The sequence below is a fragment of the Streptomyces sp. NPDC048182 genome (genome assembly GCF_043202555.1).
Taxonomy (GTDB): domain Bacteria; phylum Actinomycetota; class Actinomycetes; order Streptomycetales; family Streptomycetaceae; genus Streptomyces.
Map to the genome: position 1 here is coordinate 542,091 of NZ_JBIDAQ010000003.1, position 16,755 is coordinate 558,845.

Annotated in this window: 17 protein-coding genes; 14 read left to right on the forward strand and 3 right to left on the reverse strand. The window is 71.3% G+C overall.

The annotated features are described in order from the left end of the window. Positions 1 to 641 precede the first annotated feature (641 nt). The 6 genes from ACGFZL_RS08590 to ACGFZL_RS08615 all read left to right on the forward strand — a co-directional run bounded on the left by ACGFZL_RS08590 (position 642) and on the right by ACGFZL_RS08615 (position 5,050). On the forward strand, positions 642 to 2,123 hold the full coding sequence (locus ACGFZL_RS08590) for a sensor histidine kinase (RefSeq protein ID WP_393690207.1): 1,482 nt from the start codon (positions 642 to 644) through the stop codon (positions 2,121 to 2,123). After that, positions 2,120 to 2,905: a response regulator gene (locus ACGFZL_RS08595; protein WP_393690146.1), complete on the forward strand. Its 786-nt coding sequence runs from the start codon at positions 2,120 to 2,122 to the stop codon at positions 2,903 to 2,905. Before ACGFZL_RS08590 ends, ACGFZL_RS08595 begins: the two co-directional genes overlap by 4 nt. Before the next feature lie 126 nt (positions 2,906 to 3,031). Further along, positions 3,032 to 3,220 (forward strand): hypothetical protein, encoded by a 189-nt coding sequence (locus ACGFZL_RS08600; RefSeq protein ID WP_393690147.1) that lies wholly within the window; start codon positions 3,032 to 3,034, stop codon positions 3,218 to 3,220. 5 nt (positions 3,221 to 3,225) lie between these two features. Next, positions 3,226 to 3,810 carry a pilus assembly protein TadG-related protein gene (locus ACGFZL_RS08605; protein ID WP_393690208.1) on the forward strand — a complete coding sequence of 195 codons (585 nt, stop codon included), beginning with the start codon at positions 3,226 to 3,228 and terminating at the stop codon, positions 3,808 to 3,810. 23 nt (positions 3,811 to 3,833) lie between these two features. Next, on the forward strand, positions 3,834 to 4,412 hold the full coding sequence (locus ACGFZL_RS08610) for a hypothetical protein (protein WP_393690148.1): 579 nt from the start codon (positions 3,834 to 3,836) through the stop codon (positions 4,410 to 4,412). Continuing rightward, positions 4,409 to 5,050, forward strand: coding sequence for an OmpA family protein (locus ACGFZL_RS08615; RefSeq protein ID WP_393690149.1), 642 nt, complete (start codon positions 4,409 to 4,411; stop codon positions 5,048 to 5,050). The genes ACGFZL_RS08610 and ACGFZL_RS08615 overlap by 4 nt, the downstream gene beginning before the upstream one ends. Here the strand turns inward: ACGFZL_RS08615 and ACGFZL_RS08620 are convergent. After that, a complete protein-coding gene (locus ACGFZL_RS08620) occupies positions 5,039 to 5,413 on the reverse strand; it encodes a DUF192 domain-containing protein (RefSeq protein ID WP_393690150.1) in 375 nt (124 codons plus the stop codon). The genes ACGFZL_RS08615 and ACGFZL_RS08620 overlap by 12 nt on opposite strands. 153 nt (positions 5,414 to 5,566) lie before the next feature. Between ACGFZL_RS08620 and ACGFZL_RS08625 the strand changes: the two genes are divergently transcribed. The 7 genes from ACGFZL_RS08625 to ACGFZL_RS08655 all read left to right on the forward strand — a co-directional run bounded on the left by ACGFZL_RS08625 (position 5,567) and on the right by ACGFZL_RS08655 (position 14,396). Further along, positions 5,567 to 6,238 (forward strand): hypothetical protein, encoded by a 672-nt coding sequence (locus ACGFZL_RS08625; RefSeq protein WP_393690151.1) that lies wholly within the window; start codon positions 5,567 to 5,569, stop codon positions 6,236 to 6,238. Between the two features lie 524 nt (positions 6,239 to 6,762). Continuing rightward, positions 6,763 to 7,431: a hypothetical protein gene (locus tag ACGFZL_RS08630; protein ID WP_393690152.1), complete on the forward strand. Its 669-nt coding sequence runs from the start codon at positions 6,763 to 6,765 to the stop codon at positions 7,429 to 7,431. Beyond that, positions 7,419 to 8,474 carry a hypothetical protein gene (locus ACGFZL_RS08635; protein WP_393690153.1) on the forward strand — a complete coding sequence of 352 codons (1,056 nt, stop codon included), beginning with the start codon at positions 7,419 to 7,421 and terminating at the stop codon, positions 8,472 to 8,474. Before ACGFZL_RS08630 ends, ACGFZL_RS08635 begins: the two co-directional genes overlap by 13 nt. Positions 8,475 to 8,547: 73 nt before the next feature. Further along, positions 8,548 to 9,375 carry a methyltransferase domain-containing protein gene (locus ACGFZL_RS08640; protein ID WP_393690154.1) on the forward strand — a complete coding sequence of 276 codons (828 nt, stop codon included), beginning with the start codon at positions 8,548 to 8,550 and terminating at the stop codon, positions 9,373 to 9,375. A 986-nt stretch (positions 9,376 to 10,361) separates the two neighbouring features. Next, positions 10,362 to 11,687 carry a PhoH family protein gene (locus ACGFZL_RS08645; RefSeq protein WP_393690155.1) on the forward strand — a complete coding sequence of 442 codons (1,326 nt, stop codon included), beginning with the start codon at positions 10,362 to 10,364 and terminating at the stop codon, positions 11,685 to 11,687. A 416-nt stretch (positions 11,688 to 12,103) separates the two neighbouring features. Beyond that, on the forward strand, positions 12,104 to 12,811 hold the full coding sequence (locus ACGFZL_RS08650) for a transglycosylase SLT domain-containing protein (RefSeq protein ID WP_355174377.1): 708 nt from the start codon (positions 12,104 to 12,106) through the stop codon (positions 12,809 to 12,811). A gap of 118 nt (positions 12,812 to 12,929) precedes the next feature. Further along, entirely contained in the window at positions 12,930 to 14,396 is a 1,467-nt protein-coding gene (locus tag ACGFZL_RS08655; RefSeq protein ID WP_393690156.1) for an AI-2E family transporter, read from the forward strand. Between the two features lie 87 nt (positions 14,397 to 14,483). Here the strand turns inward: ACGFZL_RS08655 and ACGFZL_RS08660 are convergent, their stop codons facing one another. Both ACGFZL_RS08660 and ACGFZL_RS08665 read right to left on the reverse strand, forming a co-directional pair. Next, complete coding sequence (locus ACGFZL_RS08660; RefSeq protein WP_355174373.1) at positions 14,484 to 15,017, reverse strand: alkyl hydroperoxide reductase; 534 nt, start codon at positions 15,015 to 15,017, stop codon at positions 14,484 to 14,486. 6 nt (positions 15,018 to 15,023) lie between these two features. Then, a complete protein-coding gene (locus ACGFZL_RS08665; protein WP_355174371.1) occupies positions 15,024 to 15,578 on the reverse strand; it encodes a peroxiredoxin in 555 nt (184 codons plus the stop codon). Between the two features lie 168 nt (positions 15,579 to 15,746). Here ACGFZL_RS08665 and ACGFZL_RS08670 point away from each other — a divergent pair, with 168 nt between their 5' ends. Beyond that, the gene (locus tag ACGFZL_RS08670; protein WP_393690209.1) at positions 15,747 to 16,685 is read left to right on the forward strand and encodes a LysR substrate-binding domain-containing protein; all 939 of its coding nucleotides are present in this window, start codon (positions 15,747 to 15,749) and stop codon (positions 16,683 to 16,685) included. The last annotated feature ends 70 nt before the right edge of the window (positions 16,686 to 16,755 follow it).

Sequence of the window (16,755 nt, forward strand, 5' to 3'; positions counted from 1 at the left end):
CCCTTGCCGACCCCCTCTGCCCGACGGCGGGGGCGGGGAGGGGGGAGGCTCGGGGGTGGCCGTCTGCCGGGGGGCGGGGCTTCGGTCTCGGTGGGGCGCAGTCGTACGTCGAGGTGGCGGCGGTCGGCGGGGAGCCGACCTCTGCCGGGACGTCGCCGACTCGCCCCGGGTGGGATCCCGGCGGGGCGCGGCCGCCTGCCGGGGGGCGGGCGTACGGCGAGGCGGGGTCGCCCGGGGAAACGGGGCCGTGGGGGGAGGGACGGCCGTCTGCCGGGGGGTGGACAGCGACGGGGGGTCCGGGGCCCGGGCCGTCGGCTCCTGCTCGGCTGCCGGCTTCTGCCGCCCCTCTGCGGGCTTCGGATGCTCGGCCGTCGGCTTCTGCCGCCCCTTCGTCGGCTTCGGATGCTCGGCCGCCGGTTCCTGCCGCCCCTTCGTCGGCTTCGGATGCTCGGCCGCCGGTTCCTGCCGCCCCACTGCCGGCTTCGGATGCTCGGCCGCCGGTCCCTGCCGCCCCTCCGCCGGCTTCGGATGCCCGACCGCTGGCTTCTGCCGCCCCACCGCCGCCTCCGGATGCCCGGCCGCCGGTTCCTGCCGCCCCACTGTCGGCCCCTGCCGCCCCACCGCCGGCTTCGGGTGCCCGGCTGCCGGCCCCCGCAGCGGCCTCCGCGCCCTGTGGTCCACCGACACCCGCCGGGCCGCCGGGGCCGCCGGGGCCTCCGGCCGCGGCCGGGACACCCACCCCCCTCGGTCCTCCGGCCGGCTCGGCGGCCTCCGCCGACAAGTCCGCCACAGGCGACCCCTCCGCCTCGGCCACCTCGCCGGAGTCAGCGGCGTCCACCGGGATCCCCGACGTGCCCGCCCCACGGCCACCCGCCACCCACGCCCCCGACACGCTCCAGCTGAGCGCGTTACAAGCCCTGTGCCGGCAGGTGTTCGGATTCCGGCTCGCGATGATCGCCCTGACCGCCCCCACCGCGCTGCTCAACGCCGGCCCCGGCCTCGGCGTACGCCTGGTCGGTGCGGCGGTGGTCGTCACCTTCATGGGGTCCTACGTCCTCTTCCGGGACTGGGAACGCTTCGGCCCCCTCCTCCTGCGCCACCCCACCCTCCTGGCCGTCGACGCCCTCCTCGGCTCCCTCCTCCTCGTCTCGGCCGGCCCGAGGACCCCCCTCGCCTACGTCAGCGTCTGCACCCCGCTGCTCGCGGGCCTGGTCTACGGTTGGCGCGGCGCGGCCGTCTTCGCGTCGCTCCAGTCGCTGATCCTGCTCCTGGTGCAGGCCACCCCGGCCGCGGACCTCGGCCCCGCCGAGGCGTCGTTCCTGCCGGGCCTCTGCGTCATCGCCGGAGCCGTCGGCTCCAGCCTGCGCGGCCTGCTGCTCCGCTTCGGCGCCGCCACCCGCGCCCTGACCGCCGTACAGGCCCGCCTGGCCGCCACGGAGGCGGTCAGCGCGGAACGCGCCCGCCTCGCCCGCGAGTTGCACGACTCCGTCGCCAAGACCCTGCACGGCGTGGCCCTGGCGGCCGACGGCCTGGCCGCCACGGCGGGCGACGACCGCATGGACCCGGCCCTGGCCAGGACGCAGGCGGAACTCATCGCCCGCGCGGCCCGCCGCGCCGCCGCCGAATCCCGCGAACTCCTCACCGACCTCCGCCGCGAGACGGCCCCGGCCCGCGGGTCCGACCTCCCCCGCGAACTGGAATTCCTCGCAGTCGACTTCACGACCCGCACCGGCCTCCCCACCACGTACCGCACCACCACTGGCGGCGCCGACGCGACCGTCCCCGCCCTCCCACCCCCCGTGGCCCGTCAACTCCTCGCCATCGCCACGGAAGCGATGGAGAACGCCCACCGCCACGCCGCCGCCACCCGCGTCGAGGTCCGGGCCGGCATCCACGGCGACCAACTACGCCTCACCGTCCACGACGACGGCCACGGCCTGCCCCCCGACACGACGCTCGAAGGGCTGCGCAGGGCAGGCCACTTCGGCCTGGTCGGCATGGTCGAGCGGGCCGCCTCGGTCGGCGCCCGCATCCGTATCGGCCGGGGCGGGCGGTCGAACGGCACGGAGGTCCGTGTCGACGTCCCCCTCGCGGCACTGCCCCCGCTGCCGGGAACCCCATGAGGAGGCCCCCGATGCCCATCCGCCCACCCGGTGCGACGCCCCGCCTGCGGGTCGTCGTCGCGGACGACAACCCGGTGGTCAGGGCCGGCCTGACCGCGCTGCTCTCCGGACGCGGGGACATCGCGGTGGTCGCCGAGGCAGCCGACGGCCGCGAGGCCTGCTCGGCGGCGCACCATCACCGCCCCGACGTCGTCCTGCTGGACGTCCGCATGCCCGAGCTGGACGGCCTGTCGGCGCTGCCGTACCTGGCCTCGATCGCGCCGGTGCTGATGCTGACGTACAGCACGGAGCCGGAGACGATCCAGGAGGCCCTGCGCCGGGGCGCGGGCGGTTACCTGGTCCACGGCGAGTTCACGGCGGCGCAACTGGTGGCGGCGGTACGGGACGTGAAGGCGGGCAGAACGCACGTCACCCCAACGGCGGCGGACGCGCTGGTGGCCCGACTACGCCGGGACGCCACCACACCCATTGCAGAGGCACACGCCACTCATTCGCCAACTGGTCCTCCATCACAGCCCTTCACAACTCACCCCCTCCCTCCTCTTTCGCGATCGCAACGCCACATGAGACAGTCGAAGGCGGCACCCGCTCCCGTCCACCAACTGAGCACGAGGGAGGTGGAGATCATGGACCTGATCGCGTCGGGCCTGACCAATCAGCAGATCGCGACGACGTGCTTCATCAGCGAGAAGACCGTCAAGAACCACATCAACCGCATCTTCGCCAAACTCCACAGCCACAACCGCTCAGAGGCCACCGCCAAGTGGCTGGGCCTGGGGTGACCGCCGCCATGAACCGACCCCCCGCACCCCTTTGGGCCCCCGATTGGGCCCCGGGACCCTCGGAACCTCCGCCTCCACCTGCCTACGTTCCCGGCGACGGCCCCGCCCATCCCGAAGGGGAACCCCATGACCAACTGGCTCCGCACCACAACCACACACCTCCGAACCCGCCCCGACACGGGCCAGACGGCAGTGGAGTACCTGGGCATCATCGCGGTGGTGGTGGCCATCGTCCTGGCGATCACGGGGACGGACATCGGGCAGACGATCTACAACGCAATCGCCGACAAGATCACAGAAGTGACGGGTGGCTAAGGTCCATCCGTAAGCACCGGGACGCCGGGCAGGCTTTTCCCATCTACCTCACGGTGGTGGGAGGCCTGCTCTTTCTCGCGCTCGCCTACTTCGCGGTGGGCCAAGCAGCGACGACTCGTAGCCAGGCTCAGACGGCAGCAGACGCCGCAGCGCTGGGTGCCGCACTGGAGACGAGGGACGAGCTCACTGACCTGTGGCTGGCGAACATCGCGCATCCGGACGAGTGGCTTGCCATCTTCCAGGGCGATGCTCCAGTGACGAACGCCTGCTGGCGGGCGCAGGACCTGGCCACGCGCAACAAGGCCACCGCGAAATGCTCTTGGCTCGCGCCGTTGCGTTATGAGGTAGAGGCCGAGACCAGTGATCCGGTCGGAAAGACCATCATCCCCGGTACGGAAGGGCAGACCGCCACGGAAACCGCTACGGCGTTGATCGAGTTCCGCTGCTCTTTCACCCTGCCTACGGAAAACGCTGATGACAGCCCCTTGCCTCCCCTTACCTGCGGAGGCAAGGAATGGCCCCTCAAGCCCGACGGCCGGCGTGACCTGCCGAAGGCGGAAGACCTGTTCGATGTTCATCTGGCCAACTGATGAGGGAACGAGGGAGTGGGTTCATGAAGTCTCGGTATGCCACGAAGTCTCCTATGCGACTGACTGCCTTGATGCTCACCATTGGACTGACTGTCGGTCTGGCCGGCTGTGGCGGTGGTGATGACGACGACAAGCCGCAGGCGTCTTCCGCGCCCTCCCGGAGTGACGGTTCTCAGCCGACTGCTCAGGATGAGGGACCGTCGCAGACACTGGCGGAATTGAAGGGGCCTACAGGCCTCATGCTCAAGATCACCAGTGCCCAGCGTGACACGGGCGGATTCGTCACGGTGAGCGGCGACCTGAAGAACGACGGGAGCAGGACGCTCAACATCCCGTCTCAGCTGAGTGGGAACGAGACGGAGATCATCAAGAACGGGAGGTCGCTCGGCGGAGCCACTCTCGTGGACTCCGTCGGCAAGAAGCGCTACTACGTCCTGCGAGACACCGAGGGCCGCCCGCTCACCACGACCAACCTTCCCGCGTTGAAATCTGGTGACTCGCTGCCCGTGTTCATGCAGTTCCCGGCTCCGCCGAGCGGCACCACCGAGTTGTCCCTCCAGTTGCCGATGTTCTCGACTGCCGCCATCGAGGTTTCCGGGTGAGGCGCACCGTGACCCCGACGCCGCGTATAGGGGCGGTCCTCTCCACCGTCACCCTCGTCCTGGCCGCCGGCCTCCCCGGCGCCACCCCCGCCCGTGCCGACGACGACCCCACCACCCCCCCGGGCACCGAGCCCACCGCCACCGCCCCCGTCGAGGTGGACCCCAACGACCCCGACCTGAAGCTTCCGGACGGTGCCACGCTCGCGCAGGCCAAGGTGCTGGACATCAAGTCGGTCGTCGAGGACCAGAGCGGTGACGAGCGGCGGGAGGACACCAACACCGACGTGAAGTTCGCCCTCCAGGCGGAGGTCCTGTTCGGCAAGGACAGCGCCAGACTGGGCGCCGAGGCCAAGTCCCGCATCTCCGGCATCGCCGAGGAGATCAAGACCCAGAACGCCACCCGCGTCCGCGTCTTCGGCTTCACCGACGACCTCGGCTCCGCCGCCCACGGCGACGTCCTGTCCAAGAAGCGCGCCAACGCCGTCGAGGACCTCCTCGCCCAGACCCTGAACGACGCCGACATCACCTACGAGGTCCGCGGCTACGGCGAGCAGTACCCCATCGCCGACAACTCCACGGAGGCCGGCCGCAAGAAGAACCGCCGCGTCGAGGTCACCTTCCCCCGCTCAGCCCCCTGACGCCCCGCCGACCCGCACCTCCACCCGCTCCCCGACCCGAACCCCCCACCGCCCCATCGCCCCGGCCTCCGCCTCCAGCACATGCCGCGCCCGCACCCGAGGCAGCCCCAACCGCCCCGGCACCATGGTGCGCACGGCGAGGACGGTGAGCCGCCGGTCGAGATACGCCACATCGATGGGTATCCGCATACGAAACGTGTGCACCCCACTGGCAGGCGTCAACAGCAACGCCCCCGCCACGGAGTCCCGCCCGAGCAGCCCCCTGGTCCGGGCCCGATAGGACGCGGCGACCTCCAGCGGCAGACACACCCCCGCCCCCACCACCAGCGTCCCGCGCCCGTCCCGCCAACGCCTGCGCCACATCGCGGTATCCACCCCCAGCCAGACACAGCCAACGTACCCGTCGGCTCCCACCCCCACCCCTGTTACGCAGCCGTGACTGCCGCCCCGCCCCACGACCGCCCCCACTGGATAGCGTGGTCTCGCTCAACAGAAGCCCCACCCCCGGGAGCCACCGTGACCCGCCGCCGCCCCACCACCCTCACAGCGCTGGCGCTGACCGCCGTCGCGGCCCTGAGTCTGACGGCATGCGGCGGTGGTGATTCCTCCAGCGACAAGGACCAGGCCACGGACAAGATCGCAGGCGCCGACACGTCCGAGGCGCCCTCCGCGAGTTCGAGTCCCTCCCCGAAGCCCACAGCCGACGCCGGACGCCCGGAGATCCAGCTGCCAGCGGACCTGAAGCTGATCTTCGAGGAGACAAAGACCGGCGATCCGGTGAAGGACGCCATCCTCTCCGACAGTGCGGAGCGGCTGCGCGCCGTGGACGCGGCGATCACCGGAACGGACCGAGAAAGCAAGGCGTTGCACTTCTACAACGCGGACAAGGCGCTGGAGGCCGCTCTGTCCTGGGTCGCCCGGTTCAAGGACGCCGATGCGTCCATGACCGGCGAGGTCCACTACTACGACCGCAAGGTGACGCGCAACGGAGAGACGGCCGTGGTCACCTTCTGCGGCGACGAGAGCAAGGGCTTCGGCAAGGACCGCAAGACGGGCAAGGTCGCCAAGACCCCGGTCACCAAGGACAGCTATCTCCTCTACAACACCAAGCTCGTCAGGAACGACGCCGGAGTGTGGCGGACGACGCAGATCATCTCCACGAGGGGGGCGGCCCAATGCCAGCCGTAACGAGATTCAGCGCGTGCGCACTCGTCCTGGTCGGCGTCTCCGTGCTCGGGCAGGGCTGACCGACGAGCCGAGGCCGCCGGACAGCGTTGCGTCACTCAAGAGACCCCCCTCTTCGCCTGGGAGCCCAGCTTGGCCCGCCACCGCCCCACCACACTCACCGCGTTCACGCTCAGCGCCGTCGCGGTCCTGACCCTGACAGCGTGCGGTGGTGGCGACGACGGCTCCACGGCTGACCTTGACAACCTCCCCAGAGCCGATGAGGGAACTCGGACATCTGCGTCGTCATCCCCGGATCCGGGCCGCTCCGACGAGGCAGTGGCGGTGAAGCGACCGAAGATCCCAGTGCCGGCAGACGTTACGTACAGGTTCGACTGGGCGAAGTCAGGCGACTCCGCCACGGACGCCGTGGTGCACGACTCCGACGAGCGCATCCGTGCCGTCGACCCTCAACCTGGTGCCTCAACTCCCCACTGGATAGCGTTGCCTTCGCTCAGTAGAAGCCTCGCCTCACCCGGGAGCCCACCGTGACCCGCCGCCCCATGCCTCTCACCGCGCTCACGCTGACCGCCGTCACGGCCCTGAGCCTGACGGCATGCGGCAGCGACGACTCGTCCAGCGACAAGGACAAGATCGCGGGAGCGGACACAACTGACACGCCCTCGGTGACCGCGACCCCGACCGCGTCCGCCGAAGCACCAGCAGCCGGGAGCGAGCGCCCGGAGATCGACCTGCCGGCTGACCTCTCCTACACGTTCGAGTGGCCCAAGACGGGCGATAAGGACAAGGCCGCCGTGCTGAGTGACAGCCAGCAGTCGATCAAGGCGGTGGACCTGGCCACCGTCCACCAGGACGCGCTCGACAAGGCATACCGCTTCTATTACGAGGGCGAGGCCGCCGCTCTCACGGAGGAGTACATCGGGGAGTACGTCAAGGCCAAGGCGCGGGTGACGGGTGCCTACCGCTACTACGACGCCGTGGTCAACGTCCGCGCCAAGGGCCGCGCCTCGCTCGTCTACTGCGAGGACCAGAGCAAGGCGTTCGACTTGTACTTGGAGTCGAAGAAGGTCAACAAGACTCCGGTCAACAAGGACAGCTACGTCCTGTACAACACCCAGTTGACCAAGAACGCAAAGGGCGTCTGGGTCATCGAGAGGATGCTCACACAGAGGGGAAGTGACCAGTGCCAGCCCTGAGCCTCGCCTCCCGCGCACTGATCGTGCCTGTCGGGATCGGATCCGTACTCCTTGGCGCCGCCGTCTGCCCCGCGTACGCCAACAACGACATCGGTGATGGCAATCCGGCGCCCGCCACGAAGGTGCACGGCGACGTGAACGACAAGGGCACCCTCTCCTCCACCGCCCAAGGCACCGGCGTGGTCATCGACCGCACCTACAACGGCTCGGGCCCCTCCGCCGGCCCGGTCACCTCGCAGTCCAGCTGGACCCCGCCCGCCTGCTACTACGCCCCGAGGTACACCCCGGCACAGCTCCAGAAGGAGAAGGAGGCGACCTGGGGAGTGGACTCCACCGGGCCCGAGTGGGATGCCACTCAGCGGGACCGGTACGTCGAGGGGCATCCCTACAAGGACTTCAACAAGGACAAGGCCGGCAAGGGCTACTGGTGGGACTCGTTCGTCACGCCCGGGCGCGAGGGTGACCCGGGGGCGCTCGACTGCGACGAGGAGACGTTCTGGGTGGACACCGGCGACGCGCCGCCGCCCGACATCCCCCAGGCGGTCACGCCGGAGATGCTCGCCCAGCTCGCCTACGCCGAGATCCGCGTGCCAGGTACCCGCGTGGACCTCGCCCCGGCGAACGCCACCAAGGTGAACCTTCCGACCTGGGCCTGGCTGGACGCGGCGCAGTTCAAGCCGGTGTCGGTGACCGCCTCCGTGCCGCAGCTGGACATCTCGGCGACCACCACGGCCGAGCCGGTGTCGGTGAAGATCGAGCCGGGGACGTCCGACGCCAGGACCTACCCCGCCTCGGGCGTCTGCGAGATGGCGGGCACGCACATCGGCGAGCCGTACGCCCGCGGCAAGGCCGACCGGACGCCGCCCTGCGGGGTCACGTACCTGCGTTCCTCCGGCGACGGCGCCTACCGCCTGCGGGCGACGATCACCTGGAAGATCCACTGGACCGGCACCGGCGTCGACACCCCGCAGGGCTTGCCCGACGGCGCTTTCGGCGGGGAGCAGGAGGTCGTCGTCCAGGAGATCCAGTCCGTCAACCGGTAATCGACGTGAACCGGGGCGCAGGTGTCGATACGGTGGCGAACCGAACCGCCTGAACCGATCGGAAGCCTGAACCGTGTCCTCCTCGCCCGCACCCACCCCCCGCTCCTTCGACGACCTCCTCGCCGAAGGCGCCGCCGTGCCCACCGAGGGGTGGGACTTCTCCTGGTTCGAGGGGCGGGCCAGTGAGGAGCGGCCCTCGTGGGGGTACGCGCGGGCGCTGGGCGGGCGGCTGGCCGGGGCCGGTGCCGTGCTGGACGTGCAGACCGGGGGCGGCGAGGTGCTCGCCGGCGCCCTCGGCGCCGCAGTGAGCGCGCCGCGGCTCGTCGTGGCCACCGAGGGCTGGGCGCCGAACGTCGCCAAGGCCACCGCGCTGCTCCACCCCCGCGGAGCCGTCGTGGTGGCCTCGCCGCAGGACGCGCCGTTCCCCTTCGCGGAGGCCGCCTTCGACCTCGTCAGCAGCCGGCATCCGGTGCGGCCCGAGTGGGCCGAGATCGCCCGGGTGCTGCGGCCCGGCGGGACCTACTTCGCCCAGCACGTCGGACCCGCCAGCGTCTTCGAGCTGGTCGAGCTGTTCGTCGGGGAGCAGCCGCGGGAGGTGCGCGAGGCCCGGCATCCCGACCACGAGCTCGCCGACGCGGAGGCGGCCGGGCTGGTGGTCGAGGAGCTGCGGGCGGAGCGGCTGCGGATGGAGTTCCACGACATCGGCGCCGTCGTGCACTTCTTGCGCAAGGTGGTGTGGATGGTCCCCGGGTTCACCGTCGAGGCGTACCGGCCGCAGCTGCGCCGGCTGCACGAGCGGATCGAGTCCGAGGGCCCCTTCGTGGCCCACAGCTCCCGCCACCTCTTCGTCGCCCGTCGCCCGGAAGGGAAGCCGGAAGGGAAGATGGCCGGGAAGGCGTGACCGGGCGGAGCGGTGGACTGGCCGGGTGCGGGGCGTCGCCGCCGTCCGGCCCGGCCGCGCGGGCCGACGCCGGCCGTGGGTGACGGGCGGTGCGGGGCCGCCGTACACGCCCGGCATCTTCGCCGCCCCGGCCCGCGCCCACATCGTTATCCATCGTTGTCCTGGACGGGTTCAATCCGCCCGGGTCGATCACGTACATTCGGCGCCAGGTCATTCGCGTCAGCAAAGCCGCGCGGGCGGCACCGTGCGGCGGAGGGGGCCGCGCGGTGCCGGACCACCCGGGTGGTCAAGCGGGCGTTCCGAGGCGTGTCACCCGTTGGAGGGGTCCGCGTCGGGAGGGTGGAGGCCGCGCGCTCGTGTCCCTCGACCTTTCGAACGTCCCCCGTGCCCCACCTTTCCCTGTGATTCCGCTGTGATTCGGCCACTGGGCGACGGAAACGGGGGCGAAATCGCCGGATCTGCGGCCCTTGTCGAGTCGTCGACCGACTCCGGAGAGTAATTGTGGCGTGCCGATGTGCGCGTCGGCACTTACGAAGGGTTATGGTGGAAACCCCCCCTCGGGCCGGTCCGTATCCCCCCCACGGACCGGCCCGATTTCTCTTGCTCCCCAGCGGCCCCTCCCCGGCTCTCCCGGCAGCCGCTCCCGGCGACTCGGTGCCCCCGGCCCGCTGGACCCCGTAACCAGGAGTTCACCGGCATGCCCCGGCCTCCGTTGCATGGCCGCGCTCGGAAGAGGGAATAAGCCATGCAGGTCGACGCCCGAACCACGGGTGTCGGATCTCAGCGGACGGCGGAGGAGCCGTCCGCCCGGGAGGCCCTTTGCACCAGCCCTACCGTGCGGTCACGGCACGGAAGAAGCAGCGGAGGGCCGGTCCCCGGCCCACGCCCGTGCAGGGCGGCCGGCGACCGGCCGGCTCGTCTCGGCCTCTGCGGCCCAGCATCCACTCCGTCGCTCCCCGACCTCTTCCGAGGGGGTACGTCTCTCCGTGGTGACCAGCGCAAAGCGCCACAAGCCCGACCGGCGCACCTATGTTCTCGACACCAGCGTCCTGCTGGCCGACCCAGGCGCCCTGAGCCGCTTCGACGAGCACGAGGTCGTGCTCCCGATCGTCGTGGTGACGGAACTGGAGGCCAAGCGGCACCATCCCGAACTGGGCTACTTCGCCCGGCAGGCCCTGCGCCTGCTGGACGAGTTCCGGGTGCGGCACGGCCGCCTCGACGCCCCCATCCCGATCGGGGATCTCGGCGGCAGCGTGCGTGTCGAGCTCAACCACTCGGACCCCGCCGTGCTCCCCAGCGGCTACCGCCTGGGGGACAACGACTCCCGCATCCTCGCGGTGGCCCGCAACCTGCAGGCCGAGGGCTTCGACGTCACCGTCGTCTCCAAGGACCTGCCGCTGCGGATCAAGGCCTCCTCCGTGGGCCTCCTCGCCGAGGAGTACCGCGCGGAGCTGGCCATCACCGACGCCTCCGGCTGGACCGGCATGGCCGAGCTGACGCTGCCGGGGGAGCAGGTGGACGTTCTCTTCGAGGAGGGCCGCGTCCATGTGCCCGAGGCCGCCGAGATGCCCGTGCACACCGGCCTCACCATCCAGTCCGAGCGCGGCAAGGCCCTCGGCCGCGTCGCGCCGGACGGCGGAGTGCGGCTGGTGCGCGGCGACCGGGAGGCGTTCGGCATCAAGGGCCGCAGCGCCGAGCAGCGCATCGCGCTCGACCTGCTGCTCGACCCGGACGTCGGCATCGTCTCGCTCGGCGGCCGGGCCGGCACCGGCAAGTCGGCGCTGGCGCTCTGCGCCGGCCTGGAGGCGGTCCTGGAGCGCCGCCAGCACCAGAAGGTGATGGTCTTCCGGCCGCTGTACGCCGTCGGCGGGCAGGAGCTGGGCTATCTGCCCGGCAGCGAGGCCGAGAAGATGAGCCCCTGGGCGCAGGCCGTCTTCGACACGCTGTCCGCGGTCACCAGCCGCGAGGTCATCGAGGAGGTCACCGCCCGCGGCATGCTGGAGGTCCTGCCGCTCACCCACATCCGCGGGCGCTCGCTGCACGACGCGTTCGTCATCGTGGACGAGGCCCAGTCCCTGGAGCGCAACGTCCTGCTGACGGTGCTCTCCCGGATCGGCGCCGACTCGCGTGTCGTCCTCACCCACGACGTGGCGCAGCGCGACAACCTGCGGGTGGGGCGGTACGACGGTGTCGTCGCCGTCGTGGAGAAGCTGAAGGGCCATCCGCTCTTCGCGCACGTAACGCTGACGCGCTCCGAGAGATCCCAGATCGCGGCGCTTGTGACCGAAATGCTGGAGGACGGACACCTCTGAGCGGCGGGCCCGACTACGGGCCGATGTGGACGGTTGGCGCCGTCCGGAAGGCGAAGAGCCTATCCGGGCGGCGCCGCCGCGTGTGGGAGTTTCGCGTAAACCGATGGGCCGAAAGTGGTGTGAGCTTTCACACGCAACGCAGAATTGCCTCCCGGCGTCGGGTTACGGCAGAGTCTCGTTCCTGTCAGGCCCCGCATACGGCACACCTGTACCCACAGGGGTACGGCACCACGTGAGCACCACCCCCCAACTCCATAGCAGCGCCGTATGCCGCCCGAGCACCACGCGGCGCTCCCGTCACGGGAGTCGTCCACCGGGTCCGTGCCTCCCGTGACCAGCAGTTGGGGAGGCCAGCGCCAGGGGCACAGAGGCGTCCGCGAAGGTCATCGAAGCGGGCGACGCTGGAAGGAACCCGTGTGAGCCGGATCTCGGTCCGGGGATTCGCGGTGGCCTCGGCCACCGCGGTCACCGCTGTCGGAAGCGTCGTCGGAGTTGCCTCGGGCAGCACCGCGCAGAACAACGACGCCGAGGCGACGGCCAGCGGCACGACGCTGCTCGCCGACATCCCCGTGGGCCGTCAGGCCACGGTGCAGACCGCTTCCCTGACGCAGCAGGCCGACGTCCAGGCCATCGCCGCGGACGCCAGCGCCAAGAAGGACGCCGAGGAGGCCGCCCGCAGGGCCGCCGCCGAGACGGCCGTGGCCAAGCAGGAGCAGGCCAAGGAGAAGGCGGAGCAGGCTGCCGCCGAGGCCAAGAAGCGCAAGGCGGAGGAAGAAGCCGCCAGCCGCGACGCCAAGCGCGAGTCGGTCAGCTTCTCCGTCCAGGGCTCCTACAGCACCGGCCAGATCCAGTCGATGGCCCGTCAGATGGTGCCCAGCGGCCAGTTCCAGTGCTTCAGCAACATCGTGGACCACGAGTCCAGCTGGAACTACCGCGCGGTCAACGCCTCTTCCGGCGCGTACGGCCTGTTCCAGGCGCTGCCCGGCTCCAAGATGTCCTCCGTGGGCGCCGACTGGCAGACCAACCCGGCCACCCAGATCAAGTGGGGCCTCAACTACATGAACGGCCGCTACGGCAGCCCGTGCGGCGCCTGGTCCTTCTGGCAGGCCAACCACTGGTACTAGGCCGCGTCCGGCCCCCGGCCCCGAACAGCCCCTCCCCGTCCTTCGGTGAGGGGCTGCTCCCATGTACCGTCGCCGGGGACGGGGAGTGGCGGGGGCGGACGGGGGAAGAGGACGGAACGTGTCTCGAGTGCCAGAGTGGATCGGCCGGCTCGGCGCCGAGCTGACGCAGGTGAGCAGAAAGCTGGACGAGCGCCGCGCCGAGGTGGCCGACGCCGACGAGCGGCGGACGCCCGACCCGGTGACCGCGGGCCGGGGGCCGGCGACACCGGCCGCCGCCGAAACCGCCGTACCGCCACAGCCCCAGCCCCCGCGCCCCGACCCGGCGCAGGCCGTGCCGTGGGGCGTGCGGGTGGCGGCGGAGGCCGGCTGGCGGCTGCTGGTGCTGGCCGGCACGGTGTGGGTGCTGATGCGGGTGATCAGCGCGGTGCAACTGGTGGTGCTGGCCTTCGTCGCCGCGCTGCTGATCACCGCCATGCTCCAGCCGACCGTGGCCCGGCTGCGCCGGCACGGGGTGCCGCGGGGGCTGGCCACCGCGCTCACCGCGTTCCTCGGGTTCGTGGTGATCGGCCTGATCGGCTGGTTCGTGACCTGGCAGGTCATGGAGAACATCGACAACCTCTCCAGCCAGATCCAGGACGGCATCGACGAACTGCGCAACTGGCTGCTGAACAGCCCCTTCCACGTCACCGACAAGCAGATCAACGAGACCGCCAAGAACCTGCGCGAGGCGGTCGGCGCCAACACCGAGCAGATCACCTCGGCGGGCCTCGAGGGCGTCACGGTCGTCGTGGAGGCCCTCACCGGCATCCTGCTGGCCGTCTTCTCCACGCTCTTCCTGCTCTACGACGGCGCGCGCATCTGGCAGTGGACGCTGAAGCTGGTGCCGGCGGCGGCGCGCCCGGGCGTGGCCGGGGCCGGGCCGCGGGCGTGGCGGACGCTGACCGCGTACGTGCGCGGCACCGTCATCGTGGCGCTGATCGACGCCATCTTCATCGGCATCGGCATCTACTTCCTCGACGTGCCGATGGCCGTGCCGCTGGCCGTGTTCATCTTCCTGTTCGCCTTCATCCCGCTGGTCGGCGCGGTGGTGTCCGGCGCGCTGGCGGTGGTGGTCGCGCTGGTGACGCAGGGCATGTTCGCGGCCGTCATGACGCTGGTCGTCGTGCTGGTGGTGCAGCAGATCGAGGGCCACATCCTGCAGCCGTTCATCCTGGGGCGGGCCGTGCGGGTCCACCCGCTGGCGGTGGTGCTCTCGGTGGCCGCGGGCGGCATGATCGCGGGCATCGGCGGCGCGGTGGTGGCCGTACCGCTGGTGGCGGTGACCAACACGGTCGTCGGCTATCTGCGGACGCACTCCCGGGAGGCGGCGCTCCCGGACTCCCCGAAGCCGCACGGCGCGACGGCCCTGGGGGCGGTGCCGACGGAGGCCGCCCCGCCCGTCGTGACGGACGCCCCGCTCACCCCCGACGCGCCCCTCGACCCCGGCGTGTCCCCGGACCCCGGCGCCCCGCCGGTCGCTGACCCCGCCCCGGCGGAGGAGCCCCCGGCCGGGCCGAGGCCGCCGCGGACCGACCCGCCCGCGTAGACGGCGTACGACGCATAGGCGGCGTACGACGAAGGGCCCCGCCCACCGCTCGTGGTGGACGGGGCCCTTCGCTGTCACGGGGCCGGACTACTCGGCGAGGACCGCCTCGGCGTCCAGCGTGACGCCGACTGCCTGGATCACGGAGGCGATCTTGAACGCCTCCTGGATCGTGTCGCGGTCCAGGCCGGCCTTGCGCAGCACCTGCTCGTGCGAGTCCAGGCACATGCCGCAGCCGTTGATCGCGGACACCGCGAAGGACCACAGCTCGAAGTCGACCTTGTCGACGCCCGGGTTGCCGATGACGTTCATCCGCAGGCCGGCGCGCAGGGTGCCGTACTCGTGGTCCGACAGCAGGTGCCGGGTGCGGTAGAAGACGTTGTTCATCGCCATCACCGCGGCGGCCGACTTGGCGGCGGTGTACGCCTCCGGCGTCAGGTTCGCCTTCGCCTCCGGGGCCAGCTCGCGCAGCACGATGGGGGAGCGCGAGGCGATGGCGGTCGCCAGCACGGTGCCCCACAGCTGCTGCGGCGGGAGGTCGGAGTTGCCGATGACCGAGCCCAGGTTGAGCTTCAGGTCCTTGGCGTAGTCCGGGACGGCGGACTTCAGGGTGTCGAGGGACATCTCAGCTCACTCCCCGGAGAGCAGCGCGACCGGGTCGAGCGTCTCGTCGCCCTTGCTCCAGTTGCACGGGCACAGCTCGTCGGTCTGCAGGGCGTCGAGGACCCGCAGGACCTCCTTGGGGTTACGGCCGACGGAGCCGGCGGTCACCATGGAGAACTGGATCTCGTTGTTCTGGTCCACGATGAAGACGGCGCGCTTGGCGAAGCCGTCCTCGCCCTCGATGCCGAGGTCGCGCATCAGCTCGTGGCGCGAGTCGGCCATCATCGGGAAGGGCAGGTCACGCAGGTCGGCGTGGTCCTTGCGCCAGGCGTGGTGCACGAACTCGGAGTCGCCGGAGAAGCCGAGGACCTGGGCGTCGCGGTCGGCGAACTCGTCGTTCAGCTTGCCGAAGGCGGCGATCTCGGTCGGGCACACGAAGGTGAAGTCCTTGGGCCATGCGAAGACGACCTTCCACTGACCCTCGTAGGTCTTGTGGTTGATCTGCTGGAACTCCTCGCCCTTCTCCAGCGAGACGCAGGCGGTCAGATCGAACTCGGGGAACTTGTCACCGACAGTGAGCACGCGCTCTCCTTGCAACGAAGGAACGCCCGGATTGCGAGCGTTCCTCACGGGTTGGACGTCGATGATGTTGGCACAGGGTGCATTGATTCGGGAAATAGCTACACTCGGTCGGGTTGATCGGAGTTGGCTATAGGTGGCAGGTGATGACCAGTGAAGGTCCGAGAGCCGGTGGCGGCCCGGAAGAGGCAGCCCAGCCTCGCGCAGCTCCGGGCGTTCGCCGCGGTCGCCGAGCACCTGCACTTCCGCGACGCCGCCGCCGCGATCGGCATGAGCCAGCCCGCCCTCTCCGGCGCCGTCTCCGCGTTGGAGGAGGCACTCGGTGTCACCCTCCTCGAGCGTACGACGCGCAAGGTGCTGCTCTCGCCGGCCGGTGAGCGGATCGCGGTGCGGGCGCGGGCGGTGCTCGCGGAGGTCGGGGCGCTGCTGGAGGAGGCGGAGGCGGTACGGGCGCCGTTCACGGGGGCGCTGCGGCTGGGCGTCATCCCGACGGTGGCGCCGTACCTGCTGCCGACGGTGCTGCGGCTGGTCCACGACCGCTATCCCGACCTCGACCCCCAGGTCCACGAGGAGCAGACCGCCAGCCTCCTGGAGGGCCTGGCCTCCGGCCGGCTCGACCTGCTGCTGCTCGCGGTCCCGCTCGGCGTGCCGGGCGTCACCGAACTGCCCCTGTTCGACGAGGACTTCGTACTCGTGACACCGCTCGACCACCAGCTCGGCGGCCGGGAGGGCATCGACCGGGCCGCGCTGCGCGAGCTGCGGCTGCTGCTCCTGGACGAGGGGCACTGCCTGCGCGACCAGGCGCTGGACATCTGCCGCGAGGCGGGCCGCGCGGACGTCCCGGCGACCACCACGGCGGCCGGCCTGTCCACGCTGGTGCAGTTGGTGGCGGGCGGCCTCGGCGTGACGCTGCTGCCCCGCACGGCGGTCCGCGTGGAGACCGCCCGCTCCACCCAGCTCCTCACCGGCTCCTTCGCCGCCCCCGCCCCCAGCCGCCGCGTCGCCCTGGCCATGCGCACCGGCGCGGCCCGCTCCGCGGAGTACGAGGAGCTGGCCGCGGCCCTGCGCGGGGCGATGACGGACCTGCCGGTGCGGCCGGTGGGCGCCTGAGGGGACGTACGGGGGAGGGTGCGGGGCCCTCGTCTGCACCGGCCTGCCCCCCTTGCGGCTCCGTCGCCGA

Bases quoted from the DNA above. Each gene is read 5' to 3' on its own strand.
- ACGFZL_RS08600 (WP_393690147.1), top strand. From the start codon at position 3,032: ATGACCAACTGGCTCCGCACCACAACCACACACCTCCGAACCCGCCCC.
- ACGFZL_RS08595 (WP_393690146.1), top strand. From the start codon at position 2,120: ATGAGGAGGCCCCCGATGCCCATCCGCCCACCCGGTGCGACGCCCCGC.
- ACGFZL_RS08610 (WP_393690148.1), top strand. From the start codon at position 3,834: ATGAAGTCTCGGTATGCCACGAAGTCTCCTATGCGACTGACTGCCTTG.
- ACGFZL_RS08620 (WP_393690150.1), bottom strand. From the start codon at position 5,413: ATGTGGCGCAGGCGTTGGCGGGACGGGCGCGGGACGCTGGTGGTGGGG.
- ACGFZL_RS08660 (WP_355174373.1), bottom strand. From the start codon at position 15,017: ATGTCCCTCGACACCCTGAAGTCCGCCGTCCCGGACTACGCCAAGGAC.